The sequence below is a fragment of the Ruegeria arenilitoris genome (assembly GCF_013030265.1).
Classification (GTDB): domain Bacteria; phylum Pseudomonadota; class Alphaproteobacteria; order Rhodobacterales; family Rhodobacteraceae; genus Ruegeria; species Ruegeria arenilitoris_E.
The window spans coordinates 83,001-98,663 of the sequence record NZ_WPZQ01000012.1 but is presented as its reverse complement, the minus strand read 5'-3'; the positions used below and the strand labels follow the sequence as shown (position 1 = coordinate 98,663).

Genomic DNA, 15,663 nt, shown 5'->3' with positions numbered 1-15,663 from the left:
CATCCGCTGAATCACGTTGTTTAGACACTAAAAGGCCGCTTCTGCAGAGGCGGCCTTTTTCTGTTTACGCATTGACTCTTTTGTTACCTTGGTACATTGGTAACTCATGAGTGAGAGAATTGAACGTACCCAGACCGGAATTCGAATCGAAAAGCGATTGCTGAAAGTCCTGAAGGGGCTGGCAGAATCGCTGGACATGTCCGTTGGCGACCTGATTGAGGGCATCGCCTTGCATAGTTTTGAAAACAAACCGCCATTCTCGCCTGAGACGCTCAAAAAGATCAGCCAGTTAAAAGAGGTTTACGAGTTGGACTGGACCGCCGAGCACAGCCACAAATTCAAGGAGATCGGGGAATGACCGAAGCAGTTCAGATATCTGAGATTACCCGCGCGTTCGAAGCGCATGCCATCGACAATACGACTTTCGCTCATGCCGAGCATGTACAGGTGGCCTTTGACCTGTTGAGGAAATATGACTTCATCGATGCGGCTGCGATCTATGCCAAGGGCATTCGCACACTGGCCACAAACGCCGGTGCGCCCGGTAAGTTCAACCTGACAATCACCTATGCGTTCATGAGCCTGATTGCCGAGCGTATGGCTGGCAATTCCCATCAGAATTTCAATGAGTTTGTCAGTGAAAACCCTGATCTGATGTCGAAGAATGTCCTTGGCAAGTGGTACGGAAATGACAGGCTGAACTCGGATCTTGCCCGCGGTGTTTTCCTGCTACCCGATGCGGCCTGAGGTCGGCGCCTGTTCACGATCGGTCAACCCATAGTCGCGCATGACCGCTGCTACACGCAGTCGATATCCCTTGAACAGACCCGATTTCCCTCGCGATTGTGCTGTGCGGTGCTCGTTCATGCGGCGCCACTCGGCAACCGCATCCTCATCGCGCCAGAAGGAAAGCGACAGATATCTGCCGGGTGTTACAAGACTTTCAAACCGCTCAACAGAAATGAACCCATCGATATTATCCAGCAGGGGACGAAGATCGGCTGCAATGTCGAGATAGGTCTGCGTTTCACCCTCGGCAGGCTCCACTTCAAAAATGACAGCAATCATGATTGTCCTCCGTGCGGGGTCGAGGCGAGCTTGAGCCATGTACGGTCTTCGCGCAGAATGAACCGTTCTTTCTGGGCAAAGGCATAGTTCTCCTGCCCCAGGGGATCCGCAGCCAGTCGCGTGCGATAGGCTTCGTATTCGGCGAGGCTTTCGACATTATAGATACCATAGGCCAGGGTCGATGACCCCTCGTGCGGGGCGAAATAGCCAATCAGATCCGCCCCACAGCGCGGTATCGCCTGCCCCCAGTTTTGAGCATAGGTATTGAACTGTTGTTTTTTGGTCGGATCGATCTGATAGCGGATGATACAGGTCAGCATAAAAGGCTCCTTAATTTACCAGCTCAGATTACACGCTCGACTGACGCATATGTTTCGACTATGGTCGAACTATGAAAGACGGACCGGATATCGCCCAGATCGCTGCGTTGATCGGAGACCCCGCGCGCGCAAACATGCTGACCGTACTCATGTCGGGAAAGGCTCTGACAGCCGGGGAACTGGCGCGAGAGGCCGGAATCAGCCCGCAAACCGCCAGCTCACACCTGAAAAAGCTTCTGGATGGCGGGTTGCTGCGAGTTAAAGGACAGGGCCGGCACAAGTATTATGGCCTGTCTGGCGACGATGTGGCGCATACGCTGGAAAACCTGATGGGTCTGGCAGCCGGTCACGGTCATTTGCGGACACGTACCGGACCCAATGATCTGGAAATGCGTGAGGCGCGGGTTTGCTACAACCATCTCGCGGGCAGCAGGGGGGTTCAGTTGTTCACCTCAATGCGGGCGCGGGGTTTCCTTGATGTTTCGGATGATCTGGTGTCGCTGACCGAAACCGGCGCGCGTTTCTGTACAGATTTCGGAATCGATCTGGATGGTCTGAACAAAAGTCGCGCACCGCTCTGCCGTCCTTGTCTGGATTGGAGCGAACGCGAAACCCATTTGGCTGGCAAGTTGGGGCGCGCGATGTTGTCCCGAATGGAAGAGTTGGGGTGGCTGTCCCGGAAACCGGGCAGCCGTATCATTCAGTTTTCACGCAGCGGGTCCGCTAAGTTCTCAGAGCAGTTCGGGACCTGAGCATTACTCGACAGTGATCGTTATGACTTCGGACACAATCGGGGTCGCATGCGGCACATGCCCGGCATCACCCAGCACCAGTTGAAGGGTGTGGGGGCCCGGCGCCAGATCCAGAGTCACCTCGGTCTGGCCACCACCAAAATGCAGATGGTTGTCGTCAGCGGGCAGGCCGTAGGCCAGTTCATCCGCACCATCTTCGCCTTCACCAATCGGCGGACGGTCAATCAGCAGATGGTGATGACCTGTGTTTTCCTTTTCAACACCTGATGGGGCGACACCCATACCACTCAGGCCAAAAACAACGGTCACAGGCGACTGAACTGTGTCGCCATCCGCGAGATTTACAAAATAGACTTTCGCATCCGGGTTCGACGGTGTTTCCCCTCCGGCCCATGCGATGGACGCTGAAAGGGTGAATAAAGTGGCTGCAATAATGGCTTTCATGATCTCCTCCCTCGTCACAAAAATGCCATTCTCAGGATAGCATGATTTAAGAAATTTCCAGAAAACCCGCCCAATAAGGGTCTGGAGCGATACTGGAAACCACTGTTTCCGCGTTTCCGAAGTGCAAACGATCCGATTCAAATCCCTGATATTATCCCATGTCTGCCGCGATCTTGCCCAGATTTGACGCGAAGGTACCTCAACGAACAAAGACCTGGGGAACGAGAATGGATCGACTGACCGAAATGGAGGCCTTTGCCAATGTGGTGGACCAGGGTGGCTTCACCGATGCGGCCAAAAAGATGGGCATATCCAAATCGGCAGTGTCAAAGCACGTGTCGAGCCTTGAAGCACGACTCGGCGCTCGCCTGCTGAACCGGACCACACGCCGTGTATCTCCGACCGAGATCGGACTGGCCTATTATGACCGCGCGCGCCGCGTATTGAATGATGCAGGCGAGGCGGATGCGCTGGTAACCTCGATGCAGTCAGCGCCTTCGGGCCTGCTGCGCATAAGCGTTGCAACCGATTTCGGCGTTAATCACCTGTCACCTGTATTGTCCGGGTTCCTGTCTGCCTACCCCGACATCACGGTGAACATGGTGCTGAACAACCGCTATGTTGAGCTGATTTCCGAAGGATTCGATGTTGCGGTGCGCATCGGTGAACTGGAAGACAGCACTCTGCGTGCGCGTAAACTCACGGAAACTGTCAAACGCATGGTAGCTGCCCCCAGCTATATCGAAAAGTTCGGGCGGCCGCAGAAGATTGACGATCTGAACGAGCACAAGCTGCTGCATTACTCCAGCCAGTCTTCCGGCAATGTCTGGAAGCTGACTGCGCCTTCGGGCGAAAAGAGGCAGGTTCGTACAGCTGGCTGGCTGAGCGTCAATGACGGCCAGTCGCTGCTGAATGCAGCGATTTCAGGTCTGGGGATCGCCTATCTGCCCAGCTACCTCTATGCGGAGGCTTTGAAAACAGGACAGGTGGTGGATGCAATGCCATCCCTGCCGGATGAGGTTCAGGGCGTTTACGCAGTGTACCCGCCCGGCCGTTTTACCCAGCCTAAAGTGCGGGCCTTCATAGATTTTCTTGTCGAATCCTTTGCCGAAAAGGGTCCGATGGACTGGTAATTTCTCCCGGTGAACTTGCACAGCCCGCGCGAACTTTGCGCGGGTTTTTTTTTGTGTAGTCCGGTGTAACCAGCAGCGGCTTAGAATGTTTCAACCCAAGGCCGAAGCGTCAGTTCATTGCTCCAGGCCGAGCGATCCTGCTGGATCAGGTGCATATATTCCTGCGCGATTGCATCCGGGTTCAGAAAGCTGTCGGGATTGTCGGCACTGTCACTGTATCCTGCACGTGCCGGGTTCCGTATGGCCCCGTCAATGTTGACCCAAGCGACATGTATGCCTTTGGGATGAAGCTCGCGCGCCATGGATTGCGCCAGCCCGCGTTGTGCAAACTTGCCCATCGCAAAGGGTGCAGACAGGGGAAACCCTTTTACCCCGGCCGAGGCACCGGTGAACAGGATTGTCCCGCGCCGATTGTCCCGTAGATCCTGCTCAAGCATTCGACGCGCCGCAGCCTGCCCCAGCAGAAACGCCCCATAAGCCGTCACTTCGACAGCTTTGCGAACTGTTTCAGGATCAAGTTCAGTGATCGGACCACGCTGACGGGCCGAAGGGTTATAGCAGGCAACGCGCAGTTCGCCCGGCAAGTCTGCAACCAGAGATGCCATCCCGTCAGTATCGGTTCCGTCAAGCTGGTGGAGCTCTGCACCTGTTTCTGCCGCTAAAGGCTCAAGATCGTCGATGTTGCGGGCAGTCAGATGCAGACCATAACCAGCCTTTGCCAAAGCACGCGCAAATGATGCTGAAAGCCCCGCCCCTGCGCCGACAATCAGCGCTTTTGGAAGTAGTTCATGATCTGACATGACAGCTCCTTTTGCCTTAGGTTAGAGACTGTTTGGGAATTATCAAATCAACTAAGCCTGATCGTTCAGTTGACCAGCAGCACCGCCTCAACCCGCCGGTTCAGATCGCGCCCTTCCGCTGTCGCGTTCGAAGTGATTGGGGCCAGATAGCCGACACCCTGCGCCTCGATCCGGTCTGCCGCTACGCCATGAGCATCAATCAAACGCTGTCGCACCGCCTGCGCGCGCTTGGTGCTGACGGCAGTATTGGCCTGAAGGTTACCAGTGTCATCAGTGTGCCCGACCAGCGCGAGCCGGGTGTCCGGGTTGTCCTGCAAATAACCGGCCAGCAAAGACAAAGACGCGAAGGGTCCGGCGCCCAGCGCAACTTCACCGGTCTGGAAATGCAGATCGTCCAGAATAACGTGGCCATCCTGCTGCAACTCGGTCAGCAGGCCACCTGATCCCTGCACCGTTTCCTCGATCACCAGTGGTGGAGGCGTGGTTGCCCCGACCGGTGTGACACGGATCAGCTGTACGTAACCATCAGGTGGATTGCGACTGATCAGCAAGCTCAGAACATCCCCGCCGCGCGAGGCTGAAAGGAACCGGTAATCATTGATCGCCACATACATATCCGGCGTTGGCACGACCTCGGTGTTGAACCGAAAGTCAAAACCTCCGCAGTTGCGGGCCTCACATTCGAACAGAATGTCATAGCCCTGCGCCACGATCTGTTCGCGTAGCGGGGCCAATATCTGCAACGTCGTGCTGGAGCCTGCCTGCAAACGCCAAGTATACCGTTCCACCCGCCCTTCGACATTGCGAGAGGGCACTTTGCCATCCGCAAAGGCCCCGATCGGCAATTCATAACTGTCCAGAGCGCTGATACGCTCACTGACCTGCCGCGCACTGGACGGAAAGGTCAGGTTCTGAGCCGCTACCGGTGCGGCCAGCAAACAAAGACAGAGGGCGAGAAATCGGTTCATCTGAACTGCGCGTGGTATTCGTCGTTCGGGACCATCGCAGTGGCACTGGCCACGCGGTTGGACATGTTGAAGAAGCCAGTAACGTTGGCGATGTCCCAGATATCACGATCTGAGAAGCCCACATCCCGCAGATGCTGGCGGTCCTGCTCTTCGATTTCGGCACTGGCCGTAGTCATCTTGGCCGCGAAATCCAGCATTGCGCGCTGACGACTATCCAGCGGAGCCACGCGATAGTTCATCACCAGCATTTCACCCAACCGAGGATTACCCGACAATTGTCGCACCGCGGCCCCGTGCGCGACGAGACAATAAAAGCACTTGTTGATCGATGAGACGACAACGGCAATCATCTCACGCTCGAGCTTGGACAGCCCACTGTCTGCCAGCATGAGGTCATTATACATGGCGGTGAACGCGTTCAGCTTGTTGATATCAAACGCATTCGCCTTGAGAACATTCGGCACCATGCCCAGCTTTTCAACGCAGATATCAAAGTATTTCTGCGTCTCGGGCGGCAGTGGATCCACCATCGGCAAATCCAGCGCAGTGGGCATCTTCTGATCAGTCACGATTGTCTTTCTCCCCTCAGACAAGCTGGCGGTAATGATACTCTCCCACGATCTGCATCCCGAGAGAATGGTAGAGGCCATTCGCCCCTTCATTCGCTTTCGTGCAGATCACGCTAAGGGTATGGGCGCCGTTGTCCAGCGCCCAAAAGGCCGCGGCACGCATGGCCCACTGTCCCAGACCCTGACGACGGTGACTTGGCAGAATCTCAAGCGCATGCACCATGGCAATTCCATCATGGATCGCGACAAAACCCACACCGCCGGGCTGATCCTTTTGACGCATCAGCAGGCCAGTCTTCGGGCCGTTGGCCCGATCCATGACTGCCAGACGTTCCGGCCCGATGCCGCTCTGCGCCCAGATTTCGCGCATGATGGCCAATGGCTCCCAGATGGTGAAAACCGTGACACGAGGAATTGGAACATCCGTCAGCTGCGCAACCGGGCAGTCATAGATGTTGACCGGATCAAGAACCTCATAACCGCGGGCAGCCAGTTGGGTGTCCAGCACCTCATCCCCTGGTCGCAGGCAGAAAATGCGTTTCTGTCCCATCGCCAGCATCGCCTGTTCGGCATTGTCCAGATCAGCGTCGGTCACATCCCCAATCCTGCTCGCAGCAGACACGCGCGAGCCACCGCCCTGCCCTTCACGCAGTTGGAATGGACCTTGCTTCTCATACCGCGCTGCAGGCCAGGTGCCGTCGACCACGTCAGCCCAGTTGACGCTCAAAGCTCCAGCTCCCTGGCCAGCCGGGTAATTGCCGCATCGATACGTCCGCCATCGGTGCCGCGCACAACCACATTCGCACCGAACACGCCGTTGACCTGAAACCCGTAACTGCCGATTGCCAAATCACTGAAATCCTCGGCCAACACAGACAGGGTTGCAGCGATGTCACCTTCACCCCGGTTTACACGCAAAGTCTGCGACAGCAGCGGCTCACCCCCGGTCAGTGTGGGTAAAACGCTTGCCACCATAGCCTGAAACACCGAAGGCACCCCGGCCATCACATGCACATTCCCGATAGTAAAACCCGGTGCGGTTGAAACCGGATTTTCGATCAAAGCCGCGCCATCCGGAATGCGCGCCATGCGCAGCCTGGCCGTGTTCAGCTCAAGCCCGGATTTCTCGTAGTGTGCCTCGAGCAAGGCTCGGGCATCATCCCGCACATCAATGTGTGCACCAAACGCGCGAGCGATACAGTCCGCGGTGATGTCGTCATGCGTGGGGCCGATACCACCGCTGGTAAAGACGTGTTCGAAACTGTCGGATAATGCCCTGACCGCGTTTTCGATTGCATCCGCATCATCACTGACGACGCGCACCTCTTTCAGATCGATGCCATGCTTGGTCAGTTCCTGTGCCAGAAAGTTCGTGTTGGTATCCTTGGTGCGACCGGACAGGATTTCATCCCCGATCACCAGCATCGCTGCGGTTGGGTTTGGCATGGCCTGTCCTTTCTTGCTGCGGGAGGTGTTTGCAAAATATCCGTCCTGACCCGCCCCGCAAGACTTGTTTGTCACGAGCGCAGGGATTCTGCCGGTAAGTCCCCCGTAACACGCTGGAACAGATCCATGTCGTTCATTGCGCGAGCAAGGATCATCGCACCTTCCAGCCTAGCAATAACTTCGCCGGATCTTTTGCGTGGGTCTTGCACACCGGCGGCTTTGAAAACGGTATCAAGCCATTCAAGGTTGCGTTCGAAGAAGGCTCGGGTTCGCTCTGAAACCGGCGCGGGCAATTTGGCTATTTCCGCGCCAAACATGCCGCAGAGGCACATCAACTGCTGCTCAATCAACGCTGCCCGGTAGATCGACACATAGCGCGAAAGCATTTCAATTGGTTCTGCATCGTCAGCTGCACCCAATGCGTCCAGAAAGCGGTTGGTGTATCGCTCGACCAGCGCCTCTCCCAAGTCCTCTTTGGTTGGGAAATGGTAGTGAATGCTGGCGGATTTGATGCCGATCTCACGTGCGATATCCCGGAAGCTGAACGCATTGTAGCCGCCTTGCCGCGCCATACGCTCGGCCACATCCAGAATTTGGATCGCCGTGTCGGACAGTGCTTTGTCAGGTTTTTTCATCAGTCGTCCACCCAGAAATTTTACCTATCGTTAGATAGGGGGTTGATTTTGAAATTGCTACTTCAATATATCTACCTATCAGTAGATAGGGAATCAGATCATGACTGACACAACAACACTCATCATCGGCGGATCCAGTGGAATGGGTCTGGCAGCAGCGCAACAAATCGTGGCCAAGGGGGGGCATGTAACGCTTGTCGGCTCTTCAGCTGACAAACTGAATGCCGCCAGGACCGGGCTGGGTGCTTTGGCAGATATCCATCAGGTAGACTTGCGCGACGCGGGGCAAGTTGATGGCTTGATTGAAAACATCAAGGAGAACAATCGTCATATTCAGGGTCTGATCAATGCTGCAGGAACATTCTCACCCAAACCATTTCTGGAGCACACCTCCGAAGACTACGAAAGCTATATGGACCTCAATCGCGCCACGTTTTTCATCACGCAGGCAGTCGCCGAGAACATGAAAGCCAATGGTGGTGGCAGCATCGTCAACATAGGCTCTATGTGGGCAAAACAGGCCGTTCGTGCGACCCCGTCATCGGCTTATTCAATGGCCAAGGCCGGGCTTCATTCACTGACTCAGCATCTGGCGTTGGAGCTCGCACCGCATGGTATTCGGGTGAACGCTGTATCGCCCGCAGTTGTTGTCACCCCGATTTATGGGGCCTTCATTGAACCGGAAAAGATCGAGGAAACACTGACCGGCGGGTTTGATGCGTTCCATCCGATCGGCCGTGTGGGCCGGCCCGAAGATGTGGCCAGCACGATTACGCATCTGCTGTCCGAGGACGCTTCGTGGGTTACCGGCGCGGTCTGGGATGTTGACGGGGGTGTCATGGCCGGTCTGGTCTGACACTTCCCTTGCAGGCAGGTGCGGGGTAAGGCGGTAGGCATGAAATTTGCCACGCCGCTTGTCCCCGCCCGCCTTATCCGCCGCTACAAACGCTTTCTGGCCGATTGCCGGTTGGAGGACGGGCGCGAGATTACCGCGCATTGTGCCAATCCCGGTTCAATGATGGGGTTGGCCGAACCAGGTGAGAAAATCTGGCTGGAGCCCAATGACGATCCGAAAAAAAAGCTGAAATACGGCTGGCGGCTGGTTGATCACGAAAACGGGCACCTCACAGGTGTCGACACTTCGGTGCCAAACAAGGCTCTACGTAAGGCGTTGGAAGACCAACAGATCCCCGATTTTGCCTCCTATGAAACTGTCCGACCCGAGGTGAAATACGGGGAAAACAGCCGCATCGACTTTCTTCTGACCCAACCGGGGCTGCCCGACGCCTATGTCGAGGTCAAAAGCGTGACTCTGTCGCGCGAACCCGGTCTGGCAGAGTTTCCCGACAGCGTCACCGCGCGCGGCACCAAGCATCTGGGAGAACTGGCCACGATGGTGGCTCAGGGACATCGCGCGATCATGTTGTATCTGGTGCAGCGCACAGATTGTGACCGGTTTGCTTTGGCAGCGGATATCGACCCGGCCTATGCGGCTGCATTTGAAGAAGCGCAGGCAAAAGGCGTGGAGCGATTGATCTATGGGACACGGATATCACCGGAAGGGGTTTGGGTTAGCCAGCAGAAATTTTCGACTTAACTTCCCCTACACCCAATTGATTTTTATCGCCCAATCGGTGCGAAAGATCATGAAATCGCCTCAATTTCCCTGACAAAATTATACCGCGGCTGCGCATGTGAGTTTTACCAATGGGTGAGGCAGAGAAATGAGAATACTGGCTGGGGTTGTCTTCACGCTTGGGGCCATATTGATGATTGGTGCCGCATTGATGGCGTTCGACACATACATGACGGATGATCGCCGTACGGCAGCCCGCGATGCCCTGAACGCTCAGTTGGATGAGGGCGCAGCCGAATATGAGAAAAGTCGCGAGGATGGGTGCAGACGCCGGTGCGGAGGCCTTGGGTCCCTCTCGCATCTCATCGTCAATATACGAGATGGTATATTCCTGTCTCTGCCCTTTGATCCGTCCGAAGTTTTTCCGGCAACTCAACCAGGTTGGACAATGACTGGATTCAGTATCGAAGCACTCGAACCAATGCTGGGCCAGCCGAAGACAAACGGTAGAATTGGCACAACGAGCGAACACGATCTATGGTCAGATCTGAACCGGGTCACCAAACAGGCCAAGTCGGGTGCCGTCCGTGTCTATCGCCAAGGCGACAAGACCATTGCACTTGGTATCAAGATCTACCGAGAGGGGCTGCATGCCGCCAGAGATGGCGAAAAGTTTCGTCTGAGAAAGACGACTAAGCCCTTTGCTGAAATCGACGGCGTCCTCGTCCGTAAGCATCCGCAATTCTCATACAGTATGGTGACACGAGACTATACGCCGACCGACTACCAACTCCTGTCAATTTACATGGATGGTCAGGTGGAGATCACGGTTGTATCTGACGCATCAAACGAAGAGCTTGAGGCATTTTTTTCAGCATTTGATCTGACCCCAATCGTTGAAAACCTGCCCAAAGCCCCTTCTAACTATGCGCCCGGCAAGGGAGTGATCATCTATGAGAGCCGTGCAGAAGGTGAAAGCGATTCCTGACCAGTAGTTCGGCAGCTGCCGCCAACGTCTCCGACCACCTCTTGGAAATTCACTTGAACAATTGTGTTTCGACGCCATTTGTTCGATCTCAAGAACTCGCACACCCTCTGGTACTTTCTGCACAAGCAGCGTAAAAGAAGTGCTGCGCGCAACATTTGGAGCTTAGCGTCGATGAAAGAACATCGTGGCCGCCTGACCAAGGACGGCATCCGCATCTACGAACAGGGTGACTTTGCCGGCATGCACGCGGCAGGGGCCTTGGCCGCGCGGATACTCGACGATATTGCCGACCATGTCTTTCCCGGCCAAACCACGGGCGCGATTGACGGGCTCATCACACAAATGGTTGAGGACGCAGGCGCGACCTCGGCGACCATTGGCTACAAGGGTTATCAGCACGCCAGCTGCATCAGTGTGAATCACGTAGTCTGCCACGGCATTCCCGGCGACAAGCGGCTGAAGGATGGCGATATTCTGAACATCGACGTCACCGTCATCGTTGATGGCTGGTTCGGCGATACCTCGCGCATGTATGTTGCCGGCAAACTGCCGCGCAAAGCCGAACGCTTGATTCAGGTGACTCACGATGCACTGTTCAAAGGCATCGAAACGGTCAAGCCGGGCAACACGTTCGGTGATATCGGCCACGCCATTCAGGCTTATGTCGAAGCACACCGGATGAGTGTTGTCCGCGATTTCTGCGGTCACGGTCTGGGTCGCGTGTTCCACGCACCGCCGAATGTGCTGCATTATGGCCGCCCCGGCACAGGTGCGGTTCTGGAAGAAGGCATGTTCTTCACCATCGAACCGATGGTGAACCTGGGCCGCCCGGAAACCAAAACTCTGGCCGATGACTGGACCGCCGTGACCCGCGACAAATCGCTGTCGGCCCAGTTCGAGCACTCGGTAGGTGTGACGGCAGATGGGGTTGAGATCTTTACGCTCTCACCCGGCGGCAAGTTCCATCCGACCTATTCTTCCTGATCGGCAGACTGCTCGCGCCAGAGCTTCAGCAACATCGTCTCAGCCCCCCATGGTGTCACCGCATCGTGGATGAACACCGGCGCGCGCATGGGTTTTGGCGGTGGGCCGGTGGCTGTGTCCGTATCCTGAGCGAAAGCCCAGTATGATGGGGCTATGGCACGATCCATGAGACAGATAGTAACATGTCCCGGTCATATTCCCAAAAGCTCTGGCACCTCAGCCATATCACTAAAAACTTCAGCACCCAGGACCGCGAGGCGCGCACCATCATCATGGGCGGCAAATCCGAGGCATCGCATCTGGGCCCGGATAGCTGCGGTGACACCATTCTCGCTGTCTTCGATGACAACCGGGCGGGCTGATCCAAAGCGTTCGGCGGCCTTCAGAAACATCGCTGGATCAGGTTTGCCAGTTCCTAATACATGCGCGGAATACATCACGCCCTTGAACCGGTCCCATAAACCGTTCTGCCCCAGAGTGATCTGCATTTTGTCCGGACTGCCGTTCGAAGCGACACAATAAGGAATATCCTGCTGATCAAGGCGGTCCAGAAGCTGGGACACCCCGGCGACCAGCGGCACGCCCAATCGCAACCGATCATAGGTTTCAGCATAAACTTCGTCGATCCAGTTATCGGGCAATGCAGCGCCCAAATCCCGTGCCTTGTCCCGGACCCCAACCATGGTGCCTCCGACAAACAAAGACATGCATTCCTGTAGCGTCAGGTTCAGACCATACCGGGCCAGATTGCTGACCAGAACCTGGTTCGAGACAACTTCGCTGTCTACCAGAACGCCATCGCAATCAAAGATGACCAGATCGTGCATGTGAACCTCCGCCGTTTACAAACTCGGCGTAGCCGGGACGTGGAACACATGCAAATCGGCATTCGGCATTAACCTGCCTCGCCTGTTTCAGCCTGAAACACTGCGCCACATCAAAGAGATATGGGTATCGCCGTATTTTCGCGCGTCCTGCAGTTCAAACCCGTCCGGAGCCGCCATCGGAGCATTTTCCTCCCACACCAGAAGGGCGCCTTCGGCCAACCAGCCACCGGCGATTGCCGCTGCTATCGCCTTTTGCCCAAGCGACTTGCCATAGGGCGGATCCAGAAAGATCAGGTCATAAGCCGCGTTTGGGTTTTGCCCCAGACGCGTTGCGTCACGGCGGACTAGATCTGTACTGTCCGCACTTCGGGTCAGTTCGATGTTCTTGCGGATAAGTCCCTGCGCCACGCGACCATCATCGACAAATGTGACATGCGCCGCACCACGTGACAGTGCCTCAAGCCCCAGTGCGCCGGTTCCGGCAAACAGGTCGAGTACACGCAGATCGCCAAAGTCGATCTGATGGCTCAGGACATTGAACAGACTCTCGCGAACCCGGTCGGTGGTCGGGCGCAGATGTGCGCCCGCATCCCCTTTGCCGACCGAGGCCAAAGCACGGCCCCGGAAATCTCCGGCGATGATCCTCACGCCTTGAGAAGCGGCTTCAGATCCGCGCTCGGGTCGGCAACAACAGCCGGATCAGCGGTCTTACCCGAGTCGATCAGACGCTTTCCGATCATGTAGGCGCGCGGGTCGTTCATTGCATCGACCGCAATCAACTGATCACCCTTATAGTACCAGAAGGAGACCGTCTGACCTTCGCCTTGACGGGTCACAACGCGGTCATAACCGGTATTGAGGCCTGCAATCTGCAGTTTGACATCATACTGATCCGACCAGAACCATGGCGTCGCGACATAATCCTTGGCAGCGCCCAACATGTTCTGCGCCACGATCTCGGACTGGTCGATTGCGTTCGGCACACTTTCGAGCCGGATACGCTCGCCCTGATGCAGGAACGACGCGCAATCGCCCGCCGCCCAGATCGATGGGTCAGAGGTGCGGCCATGGGCATCCGTCTTGATGCCGTTGTCCAGCTCAAGCCCTGCCATCTCAGCCAATTCGGTCGACGGGGCAATGCCCACACCCACGATGACGAAATCAACGTCCAGCTCGGCCCCGTCGGTCAGAATTGCCCCGGTAACCTTGCTGTTCTCACCCACCAGACGGTCCAGCCCGACACCTTCTCGGATATCGGCGCCGTATTCGTTATGCAGTGCCCGGAAATAGTCGCTGGTTTCAGGGGCCGCTACACGCTGCAGGATACGGTCTGCCATCTCAACCAATGTGACCTTGACGCCGCGTTTGGCGCAAACTGCAGCAGCCTCGAGCCCGATGTAACCGCCGCCCACGATCAGTGCCTTGGAACCTTCGGTCACCCATGGCCCCATATCGTCAACATGTGCGAGATCACGCACGACATGAACACCTTCGAGATCGCCACCAATCGCTGCAGGAAGACGACGCGGATCAGAACCTGTGGTCAATGCAAGCTCGTCATACGAGATGACTTCGTCACCCAGGGTCACTGTTTTGGCCTGAGGATCGATACCTGTCACCCGCTGACCTAGACGCAGCGTGATGTTGTTTTCGGAATAAAAACTTTCGGGCCGCAGAAACAGTCGCTCAAGCTCCATTTCTCCCAAAAGGTAAGCTTTGGACAAAGGCGGTCGCTGATAGGGCAGATGCGGCTCGGCACCGATCAAAGTGATGTCCCCTTCAAACCCGTCCTTGCGAAGCCTGGCAACAAGCGAAGAACCCGCTTGTCCGGCACCAATTACGACAATATGGCTCATGTTTCTCCCGCCCTGTCGAATTCCCGTGGTTTCATCCACCTGCACCCCTATATTGCGCTTAGGACTGACTCTGCAAATCCAATCGACAGGAGTAATAAGATGATTTCAGCCGGTGATACTTTGCCAGATGCGACATTGACACAGATAGGTGCCGAAGGGCCTGAGGAGGTACGTATCTCCAGCAAGCTCAATGGGCGCAAGGTGGTGATCTTTGCCGTTCCGGGCGCGTTTACGCCAACCTGTCATTCCGCGCATGTGCCTAGCTTCATGCGCACCAAAGATCAGTTCGACGCCAAGGGTGTGGACGAGATCATCTGCGTCTCGGTCAATGACCCGTTTGTCATGAAAGCCTGGGGCGAGGCAACCGGTGCAACCGACGCGGGCCTGACCATGCTTGCCGACGCAGCATCTGAATTCACCAAGGCCATCGGCATGGATTTCGATGCGCCGCCAGCCGGGCTGATAGCACGATCCAAACGGTATGCGATGCTGGTTGATGACGGCAAAGTTGTCGCGCTGAACCTTGAGGAAAATCCCGGTGCCTGCGAAATCTCGGCGGGGGAAGGATTGCTGGAAGCAATCTGATTTCATTGGCCCCGGCAGCCCCGGGGCCAACCAATCGTATTTAACTTGGCCTGCAACGCCCCGATGTGCAAATACTTGAGCATACAACTGGGGAGTTCATTGATGAAACTTAAATTAATCACTCTTGCCTTGGGCACTGCCGGTGCATTGGCCGCTTGTGGCCCGGCCCCAACCCCGCAACAGCAGGCTGCACGACAGCACGAGATTGCCTGCCTCGGCGGTACGCTGGGTGGCGCATTGATCGGCGGCGTGATCGGCAACCAATTTGGGGGCGGTTCGGGCAAAACCATTCTGACCGCGGCAGGTGCCGCTGCAGGTGGGTTCGAAGGTCAGAGATACTCATGCTGAGGAGAGCCGGAATGAAACGTGGAATTTTCGTAATTGCGGCTGTGATGATGGCCAGTGCAGCTTCAGCCGAAAGCGTCGCTGAATTGAATGAAAAGGAATTGAACGCGATCGACTCGAACAATGACGGCTTTCTGTCAAAGGACGAGTTCAACGCCTTTTCCGATTATGCCTTTCAGGAAATGGATGAAGACAAGAACGGCACGCTGGGGCTGGACGAAGCCAAGCCGTTTCTTGACATCAAGCAATTTCAAAAGGTCGACCGGGACGAGGATAACGCTATATCCCGAGCCGAGTACGATACGCAGATGAACGAAGACTTCATCAATGCCGATCAGGACGGAAACGGCCTGCTGGACTGAACATC

General features: G+C 56.1%; 24 protein-coding genes. 11 read left to right on the top strand and 13 right to left on the bottom strand.

The window, feature by feature from the left end:
* Positions 1 to 106 precede the first annotated feature (106 nt).
* Both GOX61_RS19320 and GOX61_RS19315 read left to right on the top strand, forming a co-directional pair.
* Complete coding sequence (locus GOX61_RS19320) at positions 107 to 358, top strand: hypothetical protein (RefSeq protein ID WP_170336381.1); 252 nt, start codon at positions 107 to 109, stop codon at positions 356 to 358.
* Positions 355 to 747, top strand: a complete 393-nt coding sequence (locus tag GOX61_RS19315; protein ID WP_170336379.1) for a hypothetical protein — start codon at positions 355 to 357, stop codon at positions 745 to 747. The genes GOX61_RS19320 and GOX61_RS19315 overlap by 4 nt, the downstream gene beginning before the upstream one ends.
* Here GOX61_RS19315 and GOX61_RS19310 read toward each other — a convergent pair.
* Both GOX61_RS19310 and GOX61_RS19305 read right to left on the bottom strand, forming a co-directional pair.
* Positions 730 to 1,068: an antibiotic biosynthesis monooxygenase family protein gene (locus tag GOX61_RS19310; protein ID WP_170336377.1), complete on the bottom strand. Its 339-nt coding sequence runs from the start codon at positions 1,066 to 1,068 to the stop codon at positions 730 to 732. The two genes, GOX61_RS19315 and GOX61_RS19310, sit on opposite strands and share 18 nt — an antisense overlap.
* On the bottom strand, positions 1,065 to 1,388 hold the full coding sequence (locus tag GOX61_RS19305) for an NIPSNAP family protein (protein WP_170336375.1): 324 nt from the start codon (positions 1,386 to 1,388) through the stop codon (positions 1,065 to 1,067). Before GOX61_RS19305 ends, GOX61_RS19310 begins: the two co-directional genes overlap by 4 nt.
* Before the next feature lie 71 nt (positions 1,389 to 1,459).
* Between GOX61_RS19305 and GOX61_RS19300 the strand changes: the two genes are divergently transcribed.
* Entirely contained in the window at positions 1,460 to 2,140 is a 681-nt protein-coding gene (locus tag GOX61_RS19300; RefSeq protein WP_170336373.1) for an ArsR/SmtB family transcription factor, read from the top strand.
* A 3-nt stretch (positions 2,141 to 2,143) separates the two neighbouring features.
* On the opposite strand, the gene GOX61_RS19295 is transcribed toward GOX61_RS19300, so the two are convergent.
* The gene (locus GOX61_RS19295) at positions 2,144 to 2,584 is read right to left on the bottom strand and encodes a DUF4399 domain-containing protein (RefSeq protein WP_170336371.1); all 441 of its coding nucleotides are present in this window, start codon (positions 2,582 to 2,584) and stop codon (positions 2,144 to 2,146) included.
* Between the two features lie 227 nt (positions 2,585 to 2,811).
* Between GOX61_RS19295 and GOX61_RS19290 the strand changes: the two genes are divergently transcribed.
* A complete protein-coding gene (locus GOX61_RS19290) occupies positions 2,812 to 3,717 on the top strand; it encodes a LysR family transcriptional regulator (RefSeq protein WP_155146414.1) in 906 nt (301 codons plus the stop codon).
* 80 nt (positions 3,718 to 3,797) lie between these two features.
* Here GOX61_RS19290 and GOX61_RS19285 read toward each other — a convergent pair whose 3' ends face one another.
* The 6 genes from GOX61_RS19285 to GOX61_RS19260 all read right to left on the bottom strand — a co-directional run bounded on the left by GOX61_RS19285 (position 3,798) and on the right by GOX61_RS19260 (position 8,135).
* The gene (locus GOX61_RS19285) at positions 3,798 to 4,517 is read right to left on the bottom strand and encodes an SDR family NAD(P)-dependent oxidoreductase (protein WP_170336370.1); all 720 of its coding nucleotides are present in this window, start codon (positions 4,515 to 4,517) and stop codon (positions 3,798 to 3,800) included.
* Positions 4,518 to 4,582: 65 nt separating this feature from the next.
* Complete coding sequence (locus tag GOX61_RS19280; RefSeq protein WP_170336368.1) at positions 4,583 to 5,485, bottom strand: OmpA family protein; 903 nt, start codon at positions 5,483 to 5,485, stop codon at positions 4,583 to 4,585.
* Positions 5,482 to 6,054, bottom strand: a complete 573-nt coding sequence (locus GOX61_RS19275) for a peroxidase-related enzyme (protein ID WP_170336366.1) — start codon at positions 6,052 to 6,054, stop codon at positions 5,482 to 5,484. Before GOX61_RS19275 ends, GOX61_RS19280 begins: the two co-directional genes overlap by 4 nt.
* A gap of 16 nt (positions 6,055 to 6,070) precedes the next feature.
* The gene (locus GOX61_RS19270; protein ID WP_170336364.1) at positions 6,071 to 6,781 is read right to left on the bottom strand and encodes a GNAT family N-acetyltransferase; all 711 of its coding nucleotides are present in this window, start codon (positions 6,779 to 6,781) and stop codon (positions 6,071 to 6,073) included.
* Entirely contained in the window at positions 6,778 to 7,500 is a 723-nt protein-coding gene (locus tag GOX61_RS19265) for a competence/damage-inducible protein A (RefSeq protein ID WP_155146423.1), read from the bottom strand. The genes GOX61_RS19270 and GOX61_RS19265 overlap by 4 nt, the downstream gene beginning before the upstream one ends.
* 71 nt (positions 7,501 to 7,571) lie before the next feature.
* Entirely contained in the window at positions 7,572 to 8,135 is a 564-nt protein-coding gene (locus tag GOX61_RS19260; protein WP_170336362.1) for a TetR/AcrR family transcriptional regulator, read from the bottom strand.
* Positions 8,136 to 8,235: 100 nt separating this feature from the next.
* Between GOX61_RS19260 and GOX61_RS19255 the strand changes: the two genes are divergently transcribed.
* From GOX61_RS19255 to map, 4 genes are all read left to right on the top strand, one after another.
* The gene (locus GOX61_RS19255; RefSeq protein WP_170336360.1) at positions 8,236 to 8,991 is read left to right on the top strand and encodes an SDR family NAD(P)-dependent oxidoreductase; all 756 of its coding nucleotides are present in this window, start codon (positions 8,236 to 8,238) and stop codon (positions 8,989 to 8,991) included.
* Positions 8,992 to 9,030: 39 nt separating this feature from the next.
* Complete coding sequence (gene sfsA / locus GOX61_RS19250; protein ID WP_170336358.1) at positions 9,031 to 9,732, top strand: DNA/RNA nuclease SfsA; 702 nt, start codon at positions 9,031 to 9,033, stop codon at positions 9,730 to 9,732.
* A 127-nt stretch (positions 9,733 to 9,859) separates the two neighbouring features.
* Entirely contained in the window at positions 9,860 to 10,699 is an 840-nt protein-coding gene (locus GOX61_RS19245; protein WP_170336356.1) for a hypothetical protein, read from the top strand.
* A 171-nt stretch (positions 10,700 to 10,870) separates the two neighbouring features.
* The gene (map, locus tag GOX61_RS19240) at positions 10,871 to 11,683 is read left to right on the top strand and encodes a type I methionyl aminopeptidase (RefSeq protein ID WP_170336354.1); all 813 of its coding nucleotides are present in this window, start codon (positions 10,871 to 10,873) and stop codon (positions 11,681 to 11,683) included.
* Here map and GOX61_RS19235 read toward each other — a convergent pair.
* The 4 genes from GOX61_RS19235 to GOX61_RS19220 form a co-directional block, all read right to left on the bottom strand.
* Entirely contained in the window at positions 11,671 to 11,850 is a 180-nt protein-coding gene (locus GOX61_RS19235; RefSeq protein ID WP_155146433.1) for a hypothetical protein, read from the bottom strand. The genes map and GOX61_RS19235 overlap by 13 nt on opposite strands.
* A 24-nt stretch (positions 11,851 to 11,874) precedes the next feature.
* Entirely contained in the window at positions 11,875 to 12,510 is a 636-nt protein-coding gene (locus GOX61_RS19230) for an HAD family hydrolase (protein WP_170336352.1), read from the bottom strand.
* Between the two features lie 87 nt (positions 12,511 to 12,597).
* Positions 12,598 to 13,158, bottom strand: coding sequence for a 16S rRNA (guanine(966)-N(2))-methyltransferase RsmD (rsmD, locus tag GOX61_RS19225; protein ID WP_170336350.1), 561 nt, complete (start codon positions 13,156 to 13,158; stop codon positions 12,598 to 12,600).
* Positions 13,155 to 14,366, bottom strand: coding sequence for an NAD(P)/FAD-dependent oxidoreductase (locus GOX61_RS19220; RefSeq protein ID WP_170336348.1), 1,212 nt, complete (start codon positions 14,364 to 14,366; stop codon positions 13,155 to 13,157). Before GOX61_RS19220 ends, rsmD begins: the two co-directional genes overlap by 4 nt.
* Positions 14,367 to 14,465: 99 nt before the next feature.
* Here GOX61_RS19220 and GOX61_RS19215 point away from each other — a divergent pair, with 99 nt between their 5' ends.
* From GOX61_RS19215 to GOX61_RS19205, 3 genes are all read left to right on the top strand, one after another.
* Positions 14,466 to 14,951, top strand: a complete 486-nt coding sequence (locus GOX61_RS19215; protein ID WP_155146440.1) for a peroxiredoxin — start codon at positions 14,466 to 14,468, stop codon at positions 14,949 to 14,951.
* 102 nt (positions 14,952 to 15,053) lie between these two features.
* Positions 15,054 to 15,299 (top strand): glycine zipper 2TM domain-containing protein, encoded by a 246-nt coding sequence (locus GOX61_RS19210; RefSeq protein ID WP_155146442.1) that lies wholly within the window; start codon positions 15,054 to 15,056, stop codon positions 15,297 to 15,299.
* 11 nt (positions 15,300 to 15,310) lie between these two features.
* Positions 15,311 to 15,658 (top strand): hypothetical protein, encoded by a 348-nt coding sequence (locus GOX61_RS19205; protein WP_170336346.1) that lies wholly within the window; start codon positions 15,311 to 15,313, stop codon positions 15,656 to 15,658.
* Positions 15,659 to 15,663 lie beyond the last annotated feature (5 nt).

Excerpts from the sequence above, each read along its gene's own strand:
- GOX61_RS19310 (WP_170336377.1), bottom strand. The coding sequence starts at position 1,068 with ATGATTGCTGTCATTTTTGAAGTGGAGCCTGCCGAGGGTGAAACGCAG.
- GOX61_RS19220 (WP_170336348.1), bottom strand. The coding sequence starts at position 14,366 with ATGAGCCATATTGTCGTAATTGGTGCCGGACAAGCGGGTTCTTCGCTT.
- GOX61_RS19315 (WP_170336379.1), top strand. The coding sequence starts at position 355 with ATGACCGAAGCAGTTCAGATATCTGAGATTACCCGCGCGTTCGAAGCG.
- GOX61_RS19290 (WP_155146414.1), top strand. The coding sequence starts at position 2,812 with ATGGATCGACTGACCGAAATGGAGGCCTTTGCCAATGTGGTGGACCAG.
- map (WP_170336354.1), top strand. The coding sequence starts at position 10,871 with ATGAAAGAACATCGTGGCCGCCTGACCAAGGACGGCATCCGCATCTAC.
- GOX61_RS19235 (WP_155146433.1), bottom strand. The coding sequence starts at position 11,850 with ATGGATCGTGCCATAGCCCCATCATACTGGGCTTTCGCTCAGGATACG.
- GOX61_RS19255 (WP_170336360.1), top strand. The coding sequence starts at position 8,236 with ATGACTGACACAACAACACTCATCATCGGCGGATCCAGTGGAATGGGT.
- GOX61_RS19265 (WP_155146423.1), bottom strand. The coding sequence starts at position 7,500 with ATGCCAAACCCAACCGCAGCGATGCTGGTGATCGGGGATGAAATCCTG.
- GOX61_RS19210 (WP_155146442.1), top strand. The coding sequence starts at position 15,054 with ATGAAACTTAAATTAATCACTCTTGCCTTGGGCACTGCCGGTGCATTG.
- GOX61_RS19205 (WP_170336346.1), top strand. The coding sequence starts at position 15,311 with ATGAAACGTGGAATTTTCGTAATTGCGGCTGTGATGATGGCCAGTGCA.
- GOX61_RS19215 (WP_155146440.1), top strand. The coding sequence starts at position 14,466 with ATGATTTCAGCCGGTGATACTTTGCCAGATGCGACATTGACACAGATA.
- GOX61_RS19285 (WP_170336370.1), bottom strand. The coding sequence starts at position 4,517 with ATGTCAGATCATGAACTACTTCCAAAAGCGCTGATTGTCGGCGCAGGG.
- sfsA (WP_170336358.1), top strand. The coding sequence starts at position 9,031 with ATGAAATTTGCCACGCCGCTTGTCCCCGCCCGCCTTATCCGCCGCTAC.
- GOX61_RS19245 (WP_170336356.1), top strand. The coding sequence starts at position 9,860 with ATGAGAATACTGGCTGGGGTTGTCTTCACGCTTGGGGCCATATTGATG.
- GOX61_RS19320 (WP_170336381.1), top strand. The coding sequence starts at position 107 with ATGAGTGAGAGAATTGAACGTACCCAGACCGGAATTCGAATCGAAAAG.
- GOX61_RS19295 (WP_170336371.1), bottom strand. The coding sequence starts at position 2,584 with ATGAAAGCCATTATTGCAGCCACTTTATTCACCCTTTCAGCGTCCATC.
- GOX61_RS19305 (WP_170336375.1), bottom strand. The coding sequence starts at position 1,388 with ATGCTGACCTGTATCATCCGCTATCAGATCGATCCGACCAAAAAACAA.
- GOX61_RS19260 (WP_170336362.1), bottom strand. The coding sequence starts at position 8,135 with ATGAAAAAACCTGACAAAGCACTGTCCGACACGGCGATCCAAATTCTG.
- GOX61_RS19300 (WP_170336373.1), top strand. The coding sequence starts at position 1,460 with ATGAAAGACGGACCGGATATCGCCCAGATCGCTGCGTTGATCGGAGAC.
- GOX61_RS19230 (WP_170336352.1), bottom strand. The coding sequence starts at position 12,510 with ATGCACGATCTGGTCATCTTTGATTGCGATGGCGTTCTGGTAGACAGC.
- GOX61_RS19280 (WP_170336368.1), bottom strand. The coding sequence starts at position 5,485 with ATGAACCGATTTCTCGCCCTCTGTCTTTGTTTGCTGGCCGCACCGGTA.